The sequence below is a fragment of the Qipengyuania gelatinilytica genome (genome assembly GCF_019711315.1).
Lineage (GTDB): Bacteria > Pseudomonadota > Alphaproteobacteria > Sphingomonadales > Sphingomonadaceae > Qipengyuania > Qipengyuania gelatinilytica.
In genome coordinates, this window is the sequence record NZ_CP081294.1 from 2582940 (window position 1) to 2598487 (window position 15548).

Here is a 15548-nt window from a genome sequence, read left to right on the forward strand (position 1 = left end):
AGACGGTGCCTGCATGAGCCAGATCGCGCTTCCGCTTACGCATTCCGGTTCCGACGGGCCCGACAGCATCATCATCGGCGAAAGCAACCGGGCCGTGGCAGAGGCGATGGCCGCATCGCAGGACTGGCCCTTCGGGACCGCGATCCTCGCGGCACCGCCGCGTTCGGGCAAATCGCTCTTCGCACGCTGGTTTGCCTCGCACACCGGGGGCGGGGCGATCGACGATGCCGATACCAAGGACGAAACCGAGATATTCCACGCCTGGAACCGCGCGCGCGAGGACGGCTATCCGCTCTTGCTGACGATCGATGCGAAAGGCTGGGACATCGAACTGCCCGACCTGCGCAGTCGTATGGGAGCTGCTCTCCAGCTCGAAATCGCCCCTCTGGATGACGATACGGCGGCACAGCTCATGCTGAGCCATGCTGCCCAGCGGGGGCTCGCGCTGGGTGAAGGGGCGCCCGCCTATCTCGTGCCCCGCATGGAGCGTAGCTATGCCGCGATCGAGCGGATCGTGGCGGAAATCGACCGGCTCAGCCTTGAACGAAAGGTACCTGCCACCATGTCGATCTGGCGCGATGCGCTCGACGCGGTTCAGGGGCCGGAGCAGGCCCGCTTGCTTTGAATGCACTAAAATGGAAGGATTGAGGCCATGTTGGAACGGCTGATCGCCTATCTGGACTCGATCAAGGCCCGCGATCCTGCACCGCGCAGCCGCTGGGAAGTGCTGCTTTATCCGGGTGTCTGGGCGCTGGCCTATCACCGCGCCGCACACTGGCTGTTCGAAGCCGAACTGTTCTTCCTTGCCCGCCTGATCAACCACTGGAGCCGCATGGTGACCGGGATCGATATCCATCCCGGCGCCAAGATCGGCCGCAATTTCTTCATCGACCACGGCTTCACCGTCATCGGCGAAACCGCCGAGATCGGCAATAACGTCACTATCTACCAGTGCGTGACGCTGGGCGGCACCAACCCGACCAATGGCAAGGGCGGCAAGCGCCACCCGACGATCGAAGACGATGTGATCATCGGTTCGGGCGCGCAGGTCATCGGTCCGATCACGGTCGGCAGGCGTGCGCGTATCGGTGCAAATGCCGTTGTCACCGACGAGGTGCCGGAAGGCGCGACGATGATCGGCCTCAAGGCGCGCAGCACGCTGGTGCCGGCGGAAGAGTGGATGAAGGAATTCATGCCCTACGGCACGCCCTGCGACGATCCGTGCGAGGAAGCGCGCGAGGTCGGCCGCGACTGCATCGAGAAGCTCGAAGGAGAATTGAAGTCGCTGCGTAACGAGATCGCCGAACTGCGCGCCGCCGCCGAACCCAGCCAACGAAGCGGTACCGACGACTGATGAATTTCGGCAGCGCGAAGGTCGTATCCTTTCCCGGACGCAAGCCCGACCAGATCGGTTTCACGCGCGAGGAACTTACCCGCATTCTCGACGTGTACGGTCGCATGGTCGCTGCCGGGCAATGGCGCGACTACGCGATGGATTTCACCAAGGATGCGGCCACCTTTGCGGCCTTCGTGCGCCATGCAGAACGCCCGCAGGCGCGGATCGAGAAGCGTCCGTCGCTACGCGGAAAGCAGGGCATGTGGACCCTGTTCGGAGAGCACGGCCAGATCCTCAAGCGCGGTCACGAGCTGCCGGGCGTGGTTGCCCCTATCGAACGGCGGCTCATGAAGGCTGTCGAGGACTGAGCCCAAAAGAAAAGGCCCGCACCGCGGTGCGAGCCTTCTCCGATTATCATAGTGCGATCTGTCAGGCGGTGGCCGGAAGCCGTGCCTGCATCTCACCCGGCAGCCCCTTCACCACTGCGGCGCGGATCGGCGTCCACAGCGCGCTCAGCGAGAGCAGGGCGGAACCGATGACCAGTGCGGTCAGGGCGAAGGTCAGCTCGACCGCGCCGAATTCGCGGAAGAGGTAGGCCAGCGCGATCAGCACGTAGGCAAGCGCCGATACCAGCAGCGCACGGCGGTCGATCGCCAGCGCGATCAGGCCGAATGCGATGTAGACCGCAAGCACGGCCACTGCGGCGCCTGCACCGATATTGTCGCCATCGGTCACGCCCAGCAGCGCGAAGATCGGGTGTGCGATCATCGGGGCAGCGAGCAGGTGCAGCCAGAAGGCCACGTCGCTGCGACGCGTCTCGCGGCGCGGGTCGCTCATGTCCCAGCGCATGGCGAAGGCGAAGATCACCAGGCCGGCGACGAAGACGAGGCTGAGGATCACGGTCTCGATGTTCGAGGCATTGGGTCCGATAATCGCGACCAGCAGCAGTACTGCGGTTGCGGCGATCGCGCCGGTGCCTGCCGCGATGGTGATCGGCACCATGAAGCGGCGCCAGTGGAGCCAAGCAGCTCCTGCAGTGATCAGTGCGGAAACTGCCAGCAATGAGAAGCCGAGAGCTTCCTGCTCGTCACCCTGGGGGATGAGCCAGCCCATGATCGCGCCGGTAAGCGTCGCCATGACCCCGCCGACGAAGGCGAGCAGGAGGATGATGCTGGGCAGTGCCATACGGCGCTTGCGAGTGAAGAACTCGGCGAGGAACCATGCCGTGCCGGCAACGAAGAGCGCAGCGAGCGACAGGGCGACACCTTCCGCCATCATGCGCTGTGTGTGAGTCTCCATCCACCAGTTTTCGCCCACATCGGGCGTCCACTGGGGAACGGGATAGATTGCGCCTGCAAGTGCTTGTCCGATTGCCCCCATCGCGACGAGCATGATGACCACGCCGATCGAGACGAAAATGTCGTTGAAGCCGGTGATGAGCCGGAAATGCTCGGCATCGGCGGGTAGTGCATCGCGCTGCGCGGCAGTGTGCGCGCGCAGGGCATCCGCAGCTTCGGCGCTGATTACGCCTGCCGCTACGGCTGAATTCAGGTCTTCCTGGCTATACATGCCAATCTCTCCCCATTGAAGAATAAGCGGGTCATACGCCTACTGTATTAATACGTCAATACGCCTAGCTTTGACCGATGATGTTGACCGTCGGTCGCGACGGCGCTTCTGCCTCGATCACCCGTGGCTCGATCTGCGGCAGGATTTCCATCTGCGCCTGCGTGATCTTGCGCGTCAGATTGGCAAACAGATAGGCCGAGCCGAGCAGCAGGACGATTGCAAAGCTCAGGATCACAAACTCCATCCAGATCGGCGTCATGATGATGAGGTTGGTCGCCGCATCGAGCGCGAATTTCACGATCATCGCGCTCAGGATCAGCAATCCGACGATCACCGATGTCCACCATGCGGTGACGTTTTCTACGGTCGAATGGGCGAAATCGTCTCCCTCTCCCTCGCTGCGATTGTAGAGTTCGCGCATGGCTTCGAACGGAAGCATGAGGTTTGCGAGCGGGATGAGATAGGAGGCGATAGCGCGTCCCGGCCCGTATTTCGCCTTGATCCCGACATCGCGCAGATTGGCATGTGCGCGCCACACCCACAGCATCGCGGCGATGAGGAAGGCGAGGGTCGATGCCAGAAGCACAAAGAAGGTGATCACCCCGGGCGCATCTGGCTCCAGGCTTTCATCCGAGGGGAGGAAGCGTCCCTCGAGGAAGAAGGCGCTGCTCGAGCGGTTATACCTTGCCTGCAGCTCGCGATACTGACGTTGGTATCCGTAGTAGTTCGAGGGCTGGCCGATCATCGCCTCGACTTCGGCGATCCGTTCGTATTCCTGCTTCACCGCAATCCCGCCCAGTCCGAGCTGGACGAGGCCGGCGATTATGACGACGAAAGACAAGATCGTAACAACGAACGACGTCTTGCGCAGCATGCGCAAGTTCTTGTCGAGATCCATGGCAACCCCCCAAAGAAAAACCCCGCCGCATACTGCAATGCGGCGAAGCTTTTAGCAATCGGGGTTGTCGGTATTAGCCGCGGGCGCTGCTCGGGCCGGTTCCGGTGACCCTCTGCATTGCGGTCAGGATCGCGCCCGACTGCTCGCTGCCCGACTGCGGGGCCTTGAGGTTCGAGAACTCGCTGATCTTGTCCCAGTTGGCAGCAAAGCCTTCGACGGTACGCTCGCCATCGGGCAGCCAGACGGCGTCGTTCATGACGGTCCATGCCGAGTGATAGCCACCGGCACCAGCGCCGACGATGGCGTTGGTCGGCGCGTCTTCACTGACGAGGAAGAGCGCGGCCGGAACCACGTTCACCGGATCGAACAGCTTGAAAGCTTCTTCAGGGAAGAGGTCTTCGGTCATGCGCGTGCCTGCAACAGGCGAGAGCGTGTTGACCTTGATGTTGTACTTTGCACCTTCGAGCGCGAGCGTCTTGGTCAGGCCAGCAAGCCCCAGCTTGGCCGCGCCATAGTTCGCCTGACCGAAGTTGCCGAACAGGCCGGTCGAGGACGCGGTCATCATGATGCGGCCATAGGCCTGCTCGCGGAAGGTTTCCCAGCATGCCTTGGTGACGAAAGCCGAACCGGTCAGGTGGACCTTGAGGACGAACTCGAAATCTTCCGGGCTCATCTTGGCGAAGGTCTTGTCGCGCAGGACGCCTGCGTTGTTGAGCAGGATGTGCACGCCGCCCCACTTCTGCTTGGCATCGGCGACCATCTTTTCCATCTGGTCGTATTCGGTGACGCTGCCGCCATTCGACATCGCCTCGCCGCCCATCTTCTCGATTTCCTCGACGACCTGGAGGGCCATGTCGGAGTGGCCGGTGCCGTCGCGCGCGCCGCCGAGGTCGTTGACGACGACCTTCGCGCCGCGGCGGGCGAGTTCGAGCGCGTATTCGCGGCCCAGACCGCCGCCTGCGCCGGTGACGATGGCTACCTTGTCCTTGAAGTCGATGGTCATGGGGGGCTCCTGCTTGGTTGTTTGTCGTTTACGTAAAGGTCAATTCAGGGCGCGGATTGGCATTTATCACCGCCCGTTGCAACCGTATGCGCGCCGAACCGCGATGCCGTAGGGGCAGGCGGAGGGCTGCTAAAGCCGCTCCAGCGCGGGGATCAGGGCTGCCAGCGAATCAATCGCTGCGTCGGCGCCGAGTTCCGCAGCAGGGGCATCGCAATAGCCATAGGCGGCCGCGATCACCGGGACGCCTGCCGCACGCGCGGCTTTCACATCGTAACTGCTGTCGCCGACAAAGGCGATGGTCCCGCCGCCGCAGGCCTCGCGGGCGTGCCAGATCGGGTCCGGGGCCGGTTTCGCGCGATGCTTGCCGTCAGGCCCCTTGCCGAGGCTGTCGCCGCCAATGATGATCTCGAACCTGCTCGCCAGGCCGAGTGTCTGGAGGATATCGGTGGCGAAGCTTTCGAACTTGTTCGTGACGACCGCCATGCGCACGCCGCGTCCGCCCAGCGCTTCAAGCGTCTCTACCGCGTGGGGATAGGGGCGCGTGTGGACCGCGTTGTTGCGCGAATAATAGCCCAGCATCTCCTTGTAGAGCTTGCGGAATTCATCGTCCGCCAGTCCGCCCTGCATGTCGATCGCCTGCTTGAGCATGATCTTTGCGCCGCCACCGATCAGGTCGGTCGCGCTGTCGATCGGGACGGGATCGAAGCCTCCGATATCCAGCGCATGGTTCACCGCCGTACCAAGGTCGCGGTGCGTTTCGAGGAGGGTGCCGTCGAGGTCGAAGGCGACGATATCGAAGGGAAAGCCGGTCATCGCCATCCGAGTGCAGGATGGTTCTTCAAACTGCAAGCGATTGGTGGCATGGCCCCTTTCCATGAGCAAAAGCCGAGATTTCGCCGCCGTCATCCTTGCTGCCGGCAAGGGCACCCGCCTCAAGAGCGGGTTGCACAAGGTCCTCCACAATATCGCGGGCCGCCCGATCATCGAGCACCTGATGGCCTCGGTGGAGGAGCTTTCGCCTGCGCGGACCATCGTGATCGTCGGCGACGAGCGCGAACAGGTCATCGGCCAGCTGGGCGAGCGCGCCGAGTGCGTAGTGCAGGAACCGCAGCTGGGCACCGGCCACGCGGTGGCACAGGCGAAGGAAGCGCTCGCCGGATTCGATGGCGACGTTGTGATGCTGCTGGGCGATGCACCCTTCATCAAGAGCTCGACCATGAACGACATGCTCACCCGCCTGCGCGCTGCCGATGCGCCTGCCGTGGTGGTGCTGGGCTTCGAGCCGGATGACGCGCTTCAATATGGCCGCGTCATCACGCATCGCGACATGACGATCGAGAAGATGGTCGAGTTCAAGGACGCCAACGAGGCCGAACGCGCCTGCCGCCTGTGCAATTCGGGCCTGATGGCTGCGCGCGCCGAGGTCCTGTTCGACCTGCTCGAGCGCGTCGACAACGACAATGCGCAGGGCGAATATTACCTGCCCGACATCGTCAATGTCGCGGTAAAGGATGGCAGGACTTGCGCCGCCGTGGTCACCGACCGTCCCCATGAGGTGGTCGGGATCAACTCGCGCAAGGAGCTCGCCGCGGCAGAGCGCCAGTGGCAGGATTTGAAGCGCGAGGAAGCGCTGGAGAACGGCGTTACGCTCAAGGCGCCCGAGACCGTCTTCTTCAGCTACGACACCGATCTCGCTCCCGATGTGACGGTCGAGCCGAACGTCGTCTTCGCGCCGGGCGTGAAGGTGGAAAGCGGCACGCGCATCCGCGCGTTCAGCCATCTTGAAGGCGCGCATGTCGGCGAGGATTGCGAAGTCGGTCCCTACGCCCGCCTTCGTCCGGGCGCCGTGATGGAAAAGGGCAGCAAGGTCGGCAACTTCGTCGAGATGAAGAAGGCGACCCTTGGCGAAGGCGCCAAGGCCAATCACCTGACCTATCTGGGCGATGCAACCGTCGGTGCAGGGGCGAACATCGGCGCAGGCACGATCACCTGCAATTACGACGGCTATTTCAAATATCAGACCAAGATCGGCGAACGCGCCTTCATCGGCAGCAACAGCTCGCTGATCGCGCCGGTCGAAATCGGTGCCGATGCGATCGTGGCCGCCGGAAGCGCCGTCAGCCGCGACGTTGCCGCCGGCGAGTTGCGCATGGTTCGCGCCGAGCAGCTGGTGAAGCCCGGCTGGGCCGACCGCTTCCACGACACCATGAAAAAGAAGAAGGCGTCGGAGAAGAAGGGCTGAGCGAGGCCCGCACAATTTGCTGGCTTTGCGAGCGGCCTGTCGGCACGCGGGTGCAGTGTCATCACCCGGTGCCTAAATCGAAGAAGGGGCGGTTCACCGTTCCCGTCCACCCGATCTGCCACCAGGCGATCCACGCCAACTTCACCAATGCCGAGCTGGCCCGGATCGGTGAGGATCGCGAGACACTGATCGCAAACGATGCGGTTGCAAAATTCCTGCGCTGGATCGCGAACAAACCGCCCGACTTCCACGCTCCCACGCGGCGCTAACGGCGTGCATCCGTGAACCTTTCTCCTGCGTAACTGTTGATCGGCAAAGACAGCTTGAGGAGTTCGCAAATGGGTATCGGCAAATGGATCGCGCTCGGCGCGGGCGTGGTGACGCTGGGAGCAGGCGTCGCCTATGCGCAGTACCGCGACATCGAGAAACCGGCTTACACCTCGATCGAGAGCGAAGGCGCATTCGAATTGCGCGAATACGAGCCCATGATTGTCGCCGAGGTGACGCACACCGGTGACCGGCGCCGCGCGCTTGGTGCCGGATTCCAGCGACTTGCGGCCTATATCTTCGCGCAGGACCGGCCGGGCGACAAGATTGCCATGACCAGCCCTGTCATGCAGGACCCGCCCGAGAAAATCGCCATGACCTCTCCCGTTACCGTGGGTGAGGGCGACGAGACCGGCAGCTGGCGCACGCGGTTCGTGATGCCGGCGAAATACACGATGGAAACGCTGCCCGAGCCGCCCGCGGACATCACGCTGACCGAGATTCCTGCACGCCGCATGGCGAGCGTCCAGTTCAACGGTAGCGGTTCGTCGGCCGACCTGGCCGATATGGAAGGCTTCCTGCGCGAATGGATCGCCGAGAACAACCTGACGCCGATCGGTCCGCCCGAATACGCATTCTATGACGCGCCGATGGTGCCTCCCGTCAAGCGCCGCAACGAGGTCATGATTCCCGTCGAATAAGCTGTTCGGGCGCGCAAAAAGGGGGCGGTTCCTTCGCTGGATCCGCCCCCTTTCTCATGTCTGACGCTAGCGAGGTTTATTCCGCTTCGTTGTCGTCCATCAGCCGCTGCATCAGGTAGAAAATCTGCAAGGCCTGCAGCTTGGCGCGCTGTTCATTGTCGACACCGCCCGAGTGGCCGCCGGTCATGTCCTCGAAATACCAGTAATCCTGGCCGAGTTCCTTGAGCTTGGCCGCAGCCTTGCGGGCATGGGCCGGATGCGTGCGGTCATCGGCGGTCGAGGCCCAGAGGAAGGGGGCGGGGTAATCCACGCCCTCGACGATCTTCTGGTAGGGCGAATAGCCCTCGATCCATGCACGCTGCTCGGGAATGCGCGGATCGCCATATTCGCCGATCCACGAAGCGCCGCGACCGATCAGGTGGTAGCGCAGCATGTCGAACAGCGGGATCGCGACGATTGCTGCATCGAAGGCTTCGGGAGCCTGCGTAAAGGCCGTGCCGACCAGCAGGCCGCCTTGGCTGCCGCCCTGGATGCCGAGCTGGCCGGGATTGGTGATCCCGCGCTTCACCGCATCCTGCCCCACGGCGATGAAATCGTCCCAGGTGCGCTGCTTGTTCTCGCGAATAGCGCTCTGGTGCCAGCCGGGGCCGAACTCACCGCCGCCGCGAAGGTTGGCGAGGATGAAGGCGCCGCCCTTTTCGAGCCACATCTTGCCGGTCAGCGAGCGGTAGCTGGGCAGCTGCGAGACCTGGAAACCGCCATAGCCATAGAGCAGCGTCGGCGTGGTGCCGTCCATTTCCATGCCCTTCGGCTTCACGAGGAAGTAGGGGATTTTCGCCCCGTCCTTGCTGGTCGCCTCGAACTGCTCGACTTCCATGCCCGACGCATCGAAATAGCTGGGCGAAGTCTTGAGCACTTCGGGATCGCCGCTTCCGTCCGTGTACCAGAGCGTGCTGGGGGTGAGGAAATCGGTCGAGGTGAACATGATCTCGTCGGATTCCGAAGACGCGGTCGAGACGCCGAGCGTCGCATTGTCGGGCAGGGCGACTTCGCGCTTCACCCACTCGCCATCTTCGAAATCGATCTTCAGAACCTTGCCCACGACATTGTCGAGGATCGACATATAGGCGCTGTTGGCGGTCGAGTTGCCACCACGCTTGGTCTGGCGTTCTTGGGGTGCCCAGACGAGGGTCTTGGTCGCACCGTTCGGGTCGGCTTTCCACTCCTCCAGGTCGACCGCAATCAGCGAGTCGGCGGGGAAGGTCTGGCCCTGCGTATCCCAGTCGACATCGGTCGAGAAGAGCATGTGCCCGTCGAGAATGCCATAAGGTCCGGCCTTCTTGGGCAGGTCGAGCTGGACCCACTCGTCATCCTTCCACAGGTAGTAGGCGCGTTCGTGGAAGGAGAGGCCGCGATAGGCGATGCGGGCCTGGATCTCGCCGTCGGGCGTGCGCAGGAGATAGGCGCCTGCCGACACGTCCTTGGCATCGCCGCGGAATATTTCCGGAGCGTCTGCCAGCGCGGTGCCGCGCGTCCACATACGGGTGGTGAAGGGATATTCGCTTTCCGTCAGCGTGCCTTCGCCAAAGTCGCGGCCCACGAGCAGCGTGTTCTCGTCGACCCAGCTCACGCCGCCCTGGCTCTTTTCCTCGATTACGAAGCCGCCTTCGACGAACTGCTTGGTCGTCATGTCGAATTCGCGCAGGATGGTTGCGTCTTCACCGCCATCCGACAGGGCGATCATGCACATGCGCTGGTCGGGCGGCAGGCAGCTGCTGCCCTTGTAGACCCATTCCTTGCCCTCGGCTTCGGCAAGTGCGTCGACATCGAGGATGATTTCCCATTCGGGCTCGTCGGTCCGGTAGCTTTCCAGCGTGGTCCGGCGCAGCACACCCTTGGGGTTCTGCTTGTCCTGCCAGAAGTTGTAGAGCCCGTCCTTGCGGATCGAGACATAGGGCACGCGGTCTTCGGCATCGAGAATGGCGAGCGCTTCGGCGGTCAGTTCGTCGAACCGCGGGTCCTGCGCCATATGCGCCATGGTGCGGTTGTTTTCGTTGCGGACCCATTCCAGCGCTTCGTCGCTGCGGGCTTCCTCGAGCCAGATATAGGGATCTTCGTCGGGGCCCGGTACGCCGTTCTGGGCGGCGAGCGAAGTGGGGGTGGCAATCGTCATGGTCGCTGCCAATGCCAGCGTCGAAACACGTTTCACAGTCCTCTCCTGCAGATAAAGCGGGTCGGTTCTAACCTGCTCATAGGGAAAGGAAAGGACAGTCCTGCTCGACGAGCGGGGTATGGCGACGGACCAAAGAAAAAGGGCGACCCGAGGGCCGCCCTTAATCTTGTGCGATTGTCCGAAAGGCTCAGCTTTCGACATGCTCCGCGAGGACCGTCAGACCCTTATCGCCGACCTCGGCGAAACCGCCGCGGACTTCGATGGTCTCGGGCGCGCCGCCTTCGGTCTTGTAGACCTGGACTTCGCCGTCGCGGATGGTCGACATGAAGGGCGCGTGGCCTTCGAGCACGCCGAATTCGCCTTCCGTGCCGGGGACGACCACCATGTGGACTTCCTCGGAGCGGACCAGCTTGGCCGGCGTGACGAGTTCGAAGTGGAGGGCCATGCTTAGTCTTCTTCCGCCATCTTCTTGGCCTTCTCGACCGCCTGGTCGATACCGCCAACCATGTAGAAAGCGCTTTCCGGCAGGTGATCGTATTCGCCGTCGACGACTGCCTTGAACGACTTCACCGTGTCTTCCAGCTGGACGAAGACGCCCGGGATGTTGGTGAAGACTTCTGCAACGTGGAACGGCTGCGAGAGGAAGCGCTGGATCTTGCGGGCACGGGCCACGGTCAGCTTATCTTCTTCCGACAGTTCGTCCATGCCGAGGATGGCGATGATGTCCTGCAGGCTCTTGTACTTCTGCAGCGTTTCCTGAACGCGGCGAGCCGTTTCGTAGTGCTCCTGGCCGACAACGCGCGGTTCGAGAACGCGGCTGGTCGAGTCGAGCGGGTCGACGGCCGGGTAGATGCCCAGCTCCGAGATGGCGCGCGACAGGGTGGTCGTTGCGTCCAGGTGGGCGAACGAGGTTGCCGGTGCCGGGTCGGTAAGGTCGTCGGCGGGAACGTAGATGGCCTGGACCGAGGTAATCGAACCCTTGGTGGTCGAGGTGATGCGTTCCTGCAGGTTACCCATGTCGGTCGACAGGGTCGGCTGGTAGCCCACTGCCGAAGGAATACGGCCGAGCAGTGCCGACACTTCCGAACCCGCCTGCGTGAAGCGGAAAATGTTGTCGACGAAGAACAGAACGTCCTGGCCTTCGACGTCGCGGAAGTATTCCGCCATGGTCAGGCCCGAGAGAGCGACGCGTGCACGTGCGCCCGGAGGCTCGTTCATCTGACCGAAGACGAGAGCAACCTTCGAACCTTCGCTGATGGCTTCGCCAGCGTCGTTCTTGGCGATAACGCCTGCGTCGAGGAATTCGTGGTAAAGGTCGTTACCTTCACGGGTACGCTCACCGACACCTGCGAAGACGGACACACCACCGTGGCCCTTCGCGATGTTGTTGATGAGTTCCTGGATGAGAACGGTCTTGCCCACGCCGGCGCCGCCGAACAGGCCGATCTTACCGCCCTTTGCGTAAGGTGCGAGAAGGTCGATGACCTTGATGCCGGTGACGAGGATGGCTGCTTCGGTCGACTGGTCGACAAAGAGCGGTGCCTCAGCGTGGATCGGGCTGGTGGTTTCGGCGCCGATCGGGCCGCGCTCGTCGATCGGCGCGCCGACGACGTTCATGATGCGGCCGAGGGTCTTCGGACCAACGGGGACCGAGATCTGTGCGCCGGTGTTGACGACTTCCTGGCCACGGACGAGGCCGTCGGTGCCGTCCATTGCGATGGTGCGAACGGTGTTCTCACCAAGATGCTGCGCAACTTCGAGGACCAGCGTGGTGTCGTCGTTCTTCGTTTCGAGCGCGGTCAGGATTGCCGGCAGTTCGCCCGGGAAAGCGACGTCGACGACGGCGCCGATGACCTGGCTGATGGTGCCGTTGGGGCTCTGGTTAAGCTTGGGTGCGGTGGCCATGATGATGGTATCCTACTGGCTCAGTTTTCTGTGTGGTGGGCGCCGTGTTCGGCACAAATGGCTTCAGCGTCTGCGAGCATCCAGCCGTCGTTCGCTTCATTGACGGCGAGGGTGGCCTTGTGACGCAGGTATTCGTCTTCGCCGAGGCTGAATTCGCAGGCGACGGTGTCAGCACCCATCGCGCGGCGGCAGACTGCTTCGTTGACCGGCTCTGCGCCTTCGCAGGTCGCTGCGAAGGTTTCCTTGAACAGCGCCTGATCGGGTGCGGGCAGCGTGTTCACCGGCTCGGGCGTAACGACCTCGGTCGGGGTCGGCTCGGGCGCGGGCTCTTCACCGCAAGCGGCGAGCAGGGCGACGGGAAGGAGGAGGGCGAGTTTCTTCACGGGGCTTCCTTTACAGAGCTTCCGCACCGGCGATGATTTCGATCAGCTCGGTGGTGATGGCGGCCTGGCGGCTGCGGTTGTACTGGATCGTCAGCTTGTTGATGAGGTCGCCGGCATTGCGCGTGGCGTTGTCCATGGCGGTCATCGAAGCGCCCTGCTCGGACGCTTCACGCTCGAGCAGTGCACCGAACAGCTGCGTCTTGACGTAGCGCGGCAGGAGTTCCTCGAGGATTTCCTCTTCGCCCGGTTCGTATTCGACGACTGCATCACCGCTGTCTCCTTCGCCTTCGGGCGAGGGGACGGGGATGAGCTGGTCGACGGTCGGGTCCTGCGCGAGGGCCGACTTGAAGATCGGGTAGACGAGGTGGGCAACGTCGAATTCGCCCTTCTCGAAGCGCTCGATTAGGTCGTCCGCGATCGCTTCGGCCTCTTCGAAGCCCGGGTTGCGGACGTTCGAGGTGTCGAAGTGCTTCTCGATCCTGTCGGCATAGTCGCGCTTGATCGGAGCGCGGCCCTTCTTGCCGACGAGGTAGAAGGTGACGTCCTTGCCTTCGGCGATCAGTTCGCGCGCCTTGGCCTTGGCAGCCTTGACGATGTTTGCGTTGAGACCGCCGCACAGGCCCTTGTCGGTGTTCACGACCACCAGCAGGTGGCGCTTGTCCGATCCGGTACCGCGCAGCAACTTGGGCGCGCTGTCGCCGCTCACCTTGCTGGCGAGCGATGCCATCACGCCCGACAGCCTTTCGGCATAGGGGCGTGCGGCTTCGGCAGCAGCCTGCGCACGGCGCAGCTTGGCCGCGGCGACCATCTGCTTGGCCTTGGTGATCTTCTGGGTCGACTTGACCGAGTTGATCCGGCCCTTGAGTTCTTTAAGCGAGGCCATGACGGCTCCCTGTTAGGCTCGTGGGTCTCAGGCGAACTGCTTGGCGAAGGTCTTGAGTGCGTCGACGACCTTGTTCTTGGTGTCGTCTTCGAACTTGCCGCTGGTGCGGATTTCCTTGAGCACATCGCCATGCTCTGCGCGCATGTAGCTGAGCATCTGTTCTTCGTAGTCGTTCACGCGGTCCACGGCGATATCGTCGAGGTAACCGTTGGTGCCAGCGAAGATCGACACGGTCTGCTCTTCGAAAGGCATCGGCGAGAACTGCGGCTGCTTGAGCAGCTCGGTCAGGCGCGCACCGCGGTTGAGCAGCTTCTGCGTTGCGGCATCGAGGTCCGAGCCGAACTGCGCGAAGGCAGCCATTTCGCGATACTGTGCGAGGTCGAGCTTCATCGAGCCCGAGACCTTCTTCATCGCCTTGGTCTGGGCGGCACCGCCCACACGGCTAACCGAAAGACCGACGTTAATTGCCGGACGGATACCCTGGTAGAACAGGTCGGTTTCGAGGAAGATCTGGCCGTCGGTGATCGAGATCACGTTGGTCGGAATGTAGGCCGACACGTCGCCTGCCTGCGTTTCGATGATCGGCAGTGCGGTCAGCGAGCCGCCGCCATTGTCGCCGTTCATCTTTGCAGCGCGCTCGAGGAGGCGGCTGTGGAGGTAGAAAACGTCACCCGGGTAAGCTTCGCGGCCCGGAGGACGACGCAGCAGGAGCGACATCTGACGATAGGCAACGGCCTGCTTCGAAAGGTCGTCGTAAACAATGACGGCGTGCATGCCGTTGTCGCGGAAGAATTCGCCCATCGCACAGCCGGTGTAGGGTGCGAGGTACTGCAGCGGAGCGGGCTCCGAAGCGGTTGCGGCGACGACGATCGAGTATTCCATCGCGCCGTTTTCTTCGAGGCTCTTGACGATCTGGGCGACGGTCGAGCGCTTCTGGCCGACGGCGACGTAGATGCAGTAGAGCTTCTTCTTCTCGTCGTCGCCCTGGTGCGCGTCCTTCTGGTTGATGAAGGTGTCGATCGCGACAGCCGACTTACCGGTCTGGCGGTCACCGATGATCAGTTCGCGCTGGCCGCGGCCGACGGGAACGAGGGCGTCGATGGCCTTGAGGCCCGACTGCACCGGCTCGCTAACCGATTCACGCGGGATGATGCCCGGCGCCTTGACTTCGACGCGCATGCGCTTGTCGGCAACGATCGGGCCCTTGCCGTCGATCGGGTTGCCCAGAGCGTCAACCACGCGGCCCAGCAGGCCCTTGCCGACGGGAACGTCCACGATGGTGCCGGTACGCTTCACCGTGTCGCCTTCGGCGATGTCGGTGTCGGCGCCGAAGATAACGGCACCCACGTTGTCGGCTTCGAGGTTCAGGGCCATGCCCTGCGTGCCGTTGGCGAATTCGATCATCTCACCGGCCTGGACCTTGTCGAGGCCGTGGATGCGGGCGATGCCGTCACCCACCGAGAGAACGGAACCGACTTCGCTGACTTCGGCTTCGCTACCGAAATTGGCGATCTGGTCCTTGATGACCTTGGAGATTTCTGCGGCGCGGATATCCATGAGTGTTTTCCTTTAAGCCTTCATGGCCTGGGAGAGCGAATTGAGACGGGTGCGGATCGAGCCATCAATGCGCTTCGATCCGATGGTGACGACGAGGCCGCCGAGCAAATCGGGGTCGACCTTCGTGGAAAGTTTGACGGTGCGGCCTTCGCGGGCCGTCAGCTTCGCCTTGAGATCGGCGAGCTGCGCGTCGGTCAGCGCGTGGGCGCTGGTGACTTCGGCGGATACTTCGCCGCGTTGCGCAGCGGCAATCGCGCGGAAGGCGCGGATGATGGCCGGAAGCTGGCCAAGCCGACGGTTCTGCGCCAGCGTGCCGAGGAAGTTCTGGGTCAGTTCGGACAGGCCCATGATGGCTGCCACGCCCCAGAGCGCTTTCTCGGCTTCGCCACGCGAAACGCGCGGGTTGGTGGTGAGCATCTTGAGCTCGGGCGATTCGGCCAGGCCGGCCTCGAGCTTGTCGAGGTCCGATTCGACCGCTGTCACGGTCCCTGCCTCACTGGCCAGATCGAACAGTGCCGAAGCATAACGGCCTGCCAGGCTAGCCTGAATACCGGCGGAAATATCCACGCGTCTCTCGTCCTCTAAGGGTCGGAAAAAAGGTCTGTCGTTTCCTGCCTTGTAGCGAGCGAAA

General features: G+C 62.9%; 17 protein-coding genes. 6 read left to right on the forward strand and 11 right to left on the reverse strand.

Features of this window, described 5'->3' with window-relative positions:
- Nucleotides 1-13: 13 nt before the first annotated feature.
- From K3136_RS12765 to K3136_RS12775, 3 genes are read left to right on the forward strand one after another with little or no spacing between them, the layout of a single operon-like run.
- Complete coding sequence (locus K3136_RS12765; RefSeq protein WP_221430677.1) at nucleotides 14-625, forward strand: HdaA/DnaA family protein; 612 nt, start codon at nucleotides 14-16, stop codon at nucleotides 623-625.
- 27 nt (nucleotides 626-652) lie between these two features.
- A complete protein-coding gene (gene epsC, locus K3136_RS12770; protein WP_221430678.1) occupies nucleotides 653-1354 on the forward strand; it encodes a serine O-acetyltransferase EpsC in 702 nt (233 codons plus the stop codon).
- The gene (locus tag K3136_RS12775) at nucleotides 1354-1704 is read left to right on the forward strand and encodes a DUF2794 domain-containing protein (RefSeq protein ID WP_221430679.1); all 351 of its coding nucleotides are present in this window, start codon (nucleotides 1354-1356) and stop codon (nucleotides 1702-1704) included. Before epsC ends, K3136_RS12775 begins: the two co-directional genes overlap by 1 nt.
- A 61-nt stretch (nucleotides 1705-1765) precedes the next feature.
- On the opposite strand, the gene K3136_RS12780 is transcribed toward K3136_RS12775, so the two are convergent.
- The 4 genes from K3136_RS12780 to K3136_RS12795 all read right to left on the reverse strand — a co-directional run bounded on the left by K3136_RS12780 (nucleotide 1766) and on the right by K3136_RS12795 (nucleotide 5619).
- The gene (locus K3136_RS12780; protein ID WP_221430680.1) at nucleotides 1766-2905 is read right to left on the reverse strand and encodes a hypothetical protein; all 1140 of its coding nucleotides are present in this window, start codon (nucleotides 2903-2905) and stop codon (nucleotides 1766-1768) included.
- A 64-nt stretch (nucleotides 2906-2969) separates the two neighbouring features.
- Nucleotides 2970-3803, reverse strand: a complete 834-nt coding sequence (locus K3136_RS12785; protein ID WP_221430681.1) for a DUF4328 domain-containing protein — start codon at nucleotides 3801-3803, stop codon at nucleotides 2970-2972.
- A 73-nt stretch (nucleotides 3804-3876) separates the two neighbouring features.
- Entirely contained in the window at nucleotides 3877-4806 is a 930-nt protein-coding gene (locus K3136_RS12790) for an SDR family NAD(P)-dependent oxidoreductase (protein WP_221430682.1), read from the reverse strand.
- 129 nt (nucleotides 4807-4935) lie between these two features.
- On the reverse strand, nucleotides 4936-5619 hold the full coding sequence (locus K3136_RS12795; RefSeq protein ID WP_221430683.1) for an HAD family hydrolase: 684 nt from the start codon (nucleotides 5617-5619) through the stop codon (nucleotides 4936-4938).
- Between the two features lie 61 nt (nucleotides 5620-5680).
- On the opposite strand from K3136_RS12795, the gene glmU reads away from it, so the two are divergent.
- The 3 genes from glmU to K3136_RS12810 all read left to right on the forward strand — a co-directional run bounded on the left by glmU (nucleotide 5681) and on the right by K3136_RS12810 (nucleotide 8016).
- Complete coding sequence (gene glmU, locus K3136_RS12800; protein WP_221430684.1) at nucleotides 5681-7048, forward strand: bifunctional UDP-N-acetylglucosamine diphosphorylase/glucosamine-1-phosphate N-acetyltransferase GlmU; 1368 nt, start codon at nucleotides 5681-5683, stop codon at nucleotides 7046-7048.
- Nucleotides 7045-7317 carry an HNH endonuclease gene (locus K3136_RS12805; protein WP_247711489.1) on the forward strand — a complete coding sequence of 91 codons (273 nt, stop codon included), beginning with the start codon at nucleotides 7045-7047 and terminating at the stop codon, nucleotides 7315-7317. Before glmU ends, K3136_RS12805 begins: the two co-directional genes overlap by 4 nt.
- 69 nt (nucleotides 7318-7386) lie before the next feature.
- Complete coding sequence (locus K3136_RS12810; RefSeq protein WP_221430685.1) at nucleotides 7387-8016, forward strand: SOUL family heme-binding protein; 630 nt, start codon at nucleotides 7387-7389, stop codon at nucleotides 8014-8016.
- Between the two features lie 76 nt (nucleotides 8017-8092).
- Here the strand turns inward: K3136_RS12810 and K3136_RS12815 are convergent, their stop codons facing one another.
- From K3136_RS12815 to K3136_RS12845, 7 genes are all read right to left on the reverse strand, one after another.
- The gene (locus tag K3136_RS12815; protein ID WP_345725177.1) at nucleotides 8093-10225 is read right to left on the reverse strand and encodes a prolyl oligopeptidase family serine peptidase; all 2133 of its coding nucleotides are present in this window, start codon (nucleotides 10223-10225) and stop codon (nucleotides 8093-8095) included.
- 151 nt (nucleotides 10226-10376) lie between these two features.
- Nucleotides 10377-10634, reverse strand: coding sequence for an ATP synthase F1 subunit epsilon (locus K3136_RS12820; protein WP_221430686.1), 258 nt, complete (start codon nucleotides 10632-10634; stop codon nucleotides 10377-10379).
- A gap of 2 nt (nucleotides 10635-10636) precedes the next feature.
- Nucleotides 10637-12094 (reverse strand): F0F1 ATP synthase subunit beta, encoded by a 1458-nt coding sequence (gene atpD / locus K3136_RS12825; protein WP_221430687.1) that lies wholly within the window; start codon nucleotides 12092-12094, stop codon nucleotides 10637-10639.
- A gap of 20 nt (nucleotides 12095-12114) precedes the next feature.
- A complete protein-coding gene (locus K3136_RS12830) occupies nucleotides 12115-12477 on the reverse strand; it encodes a hypothetical protein (protein WP_221430688.1) in 363 nt (120 codons plus the stop codon).
- Between the two features lie 10 nt (nucleotides 12478-12487).
- Nucleotides 12488-13360 (reverse strand): F0F1 ATP synthase subunit gamma, encoded by an 873-nt coding sequence (locus tag K3136_RS12835; RefSeq protein WP_221430689.1) that lies wholly within the window; start codon nucleotides 13358-13360, stop codon nucleotides 12488-12490.
- 27 nt (nucleotides 13361-13387) lie between these two features.
- Nucleotides 13388-14917 carry a F0F1 ATP synthase subunit alpha gene (gene atpA, locus K3136_RS12840; RefSeq protein WP_221430690.1) on the reverse strand — a complete coding sequence of 510 codons (1530 nt, stop codon included), beginning with the start codon at nucleotides 14915-14917 and terminating at the stop codon, nucleotides 13388-13390.
- 12 nt (nucleotides 14918-14929) lie between these two features.
- Entirely contained in the window at nucleotides 14930-15484 is a 555-nt protein-coding gene (locus K3136_RS12845) for a F0F1 ATP synthase subunit delta (protein WP_221430691.1), read from the reverse strand.
- Between the last annotated feature and the right edge of the window lie 64 nt (nucleotides 15485-15548).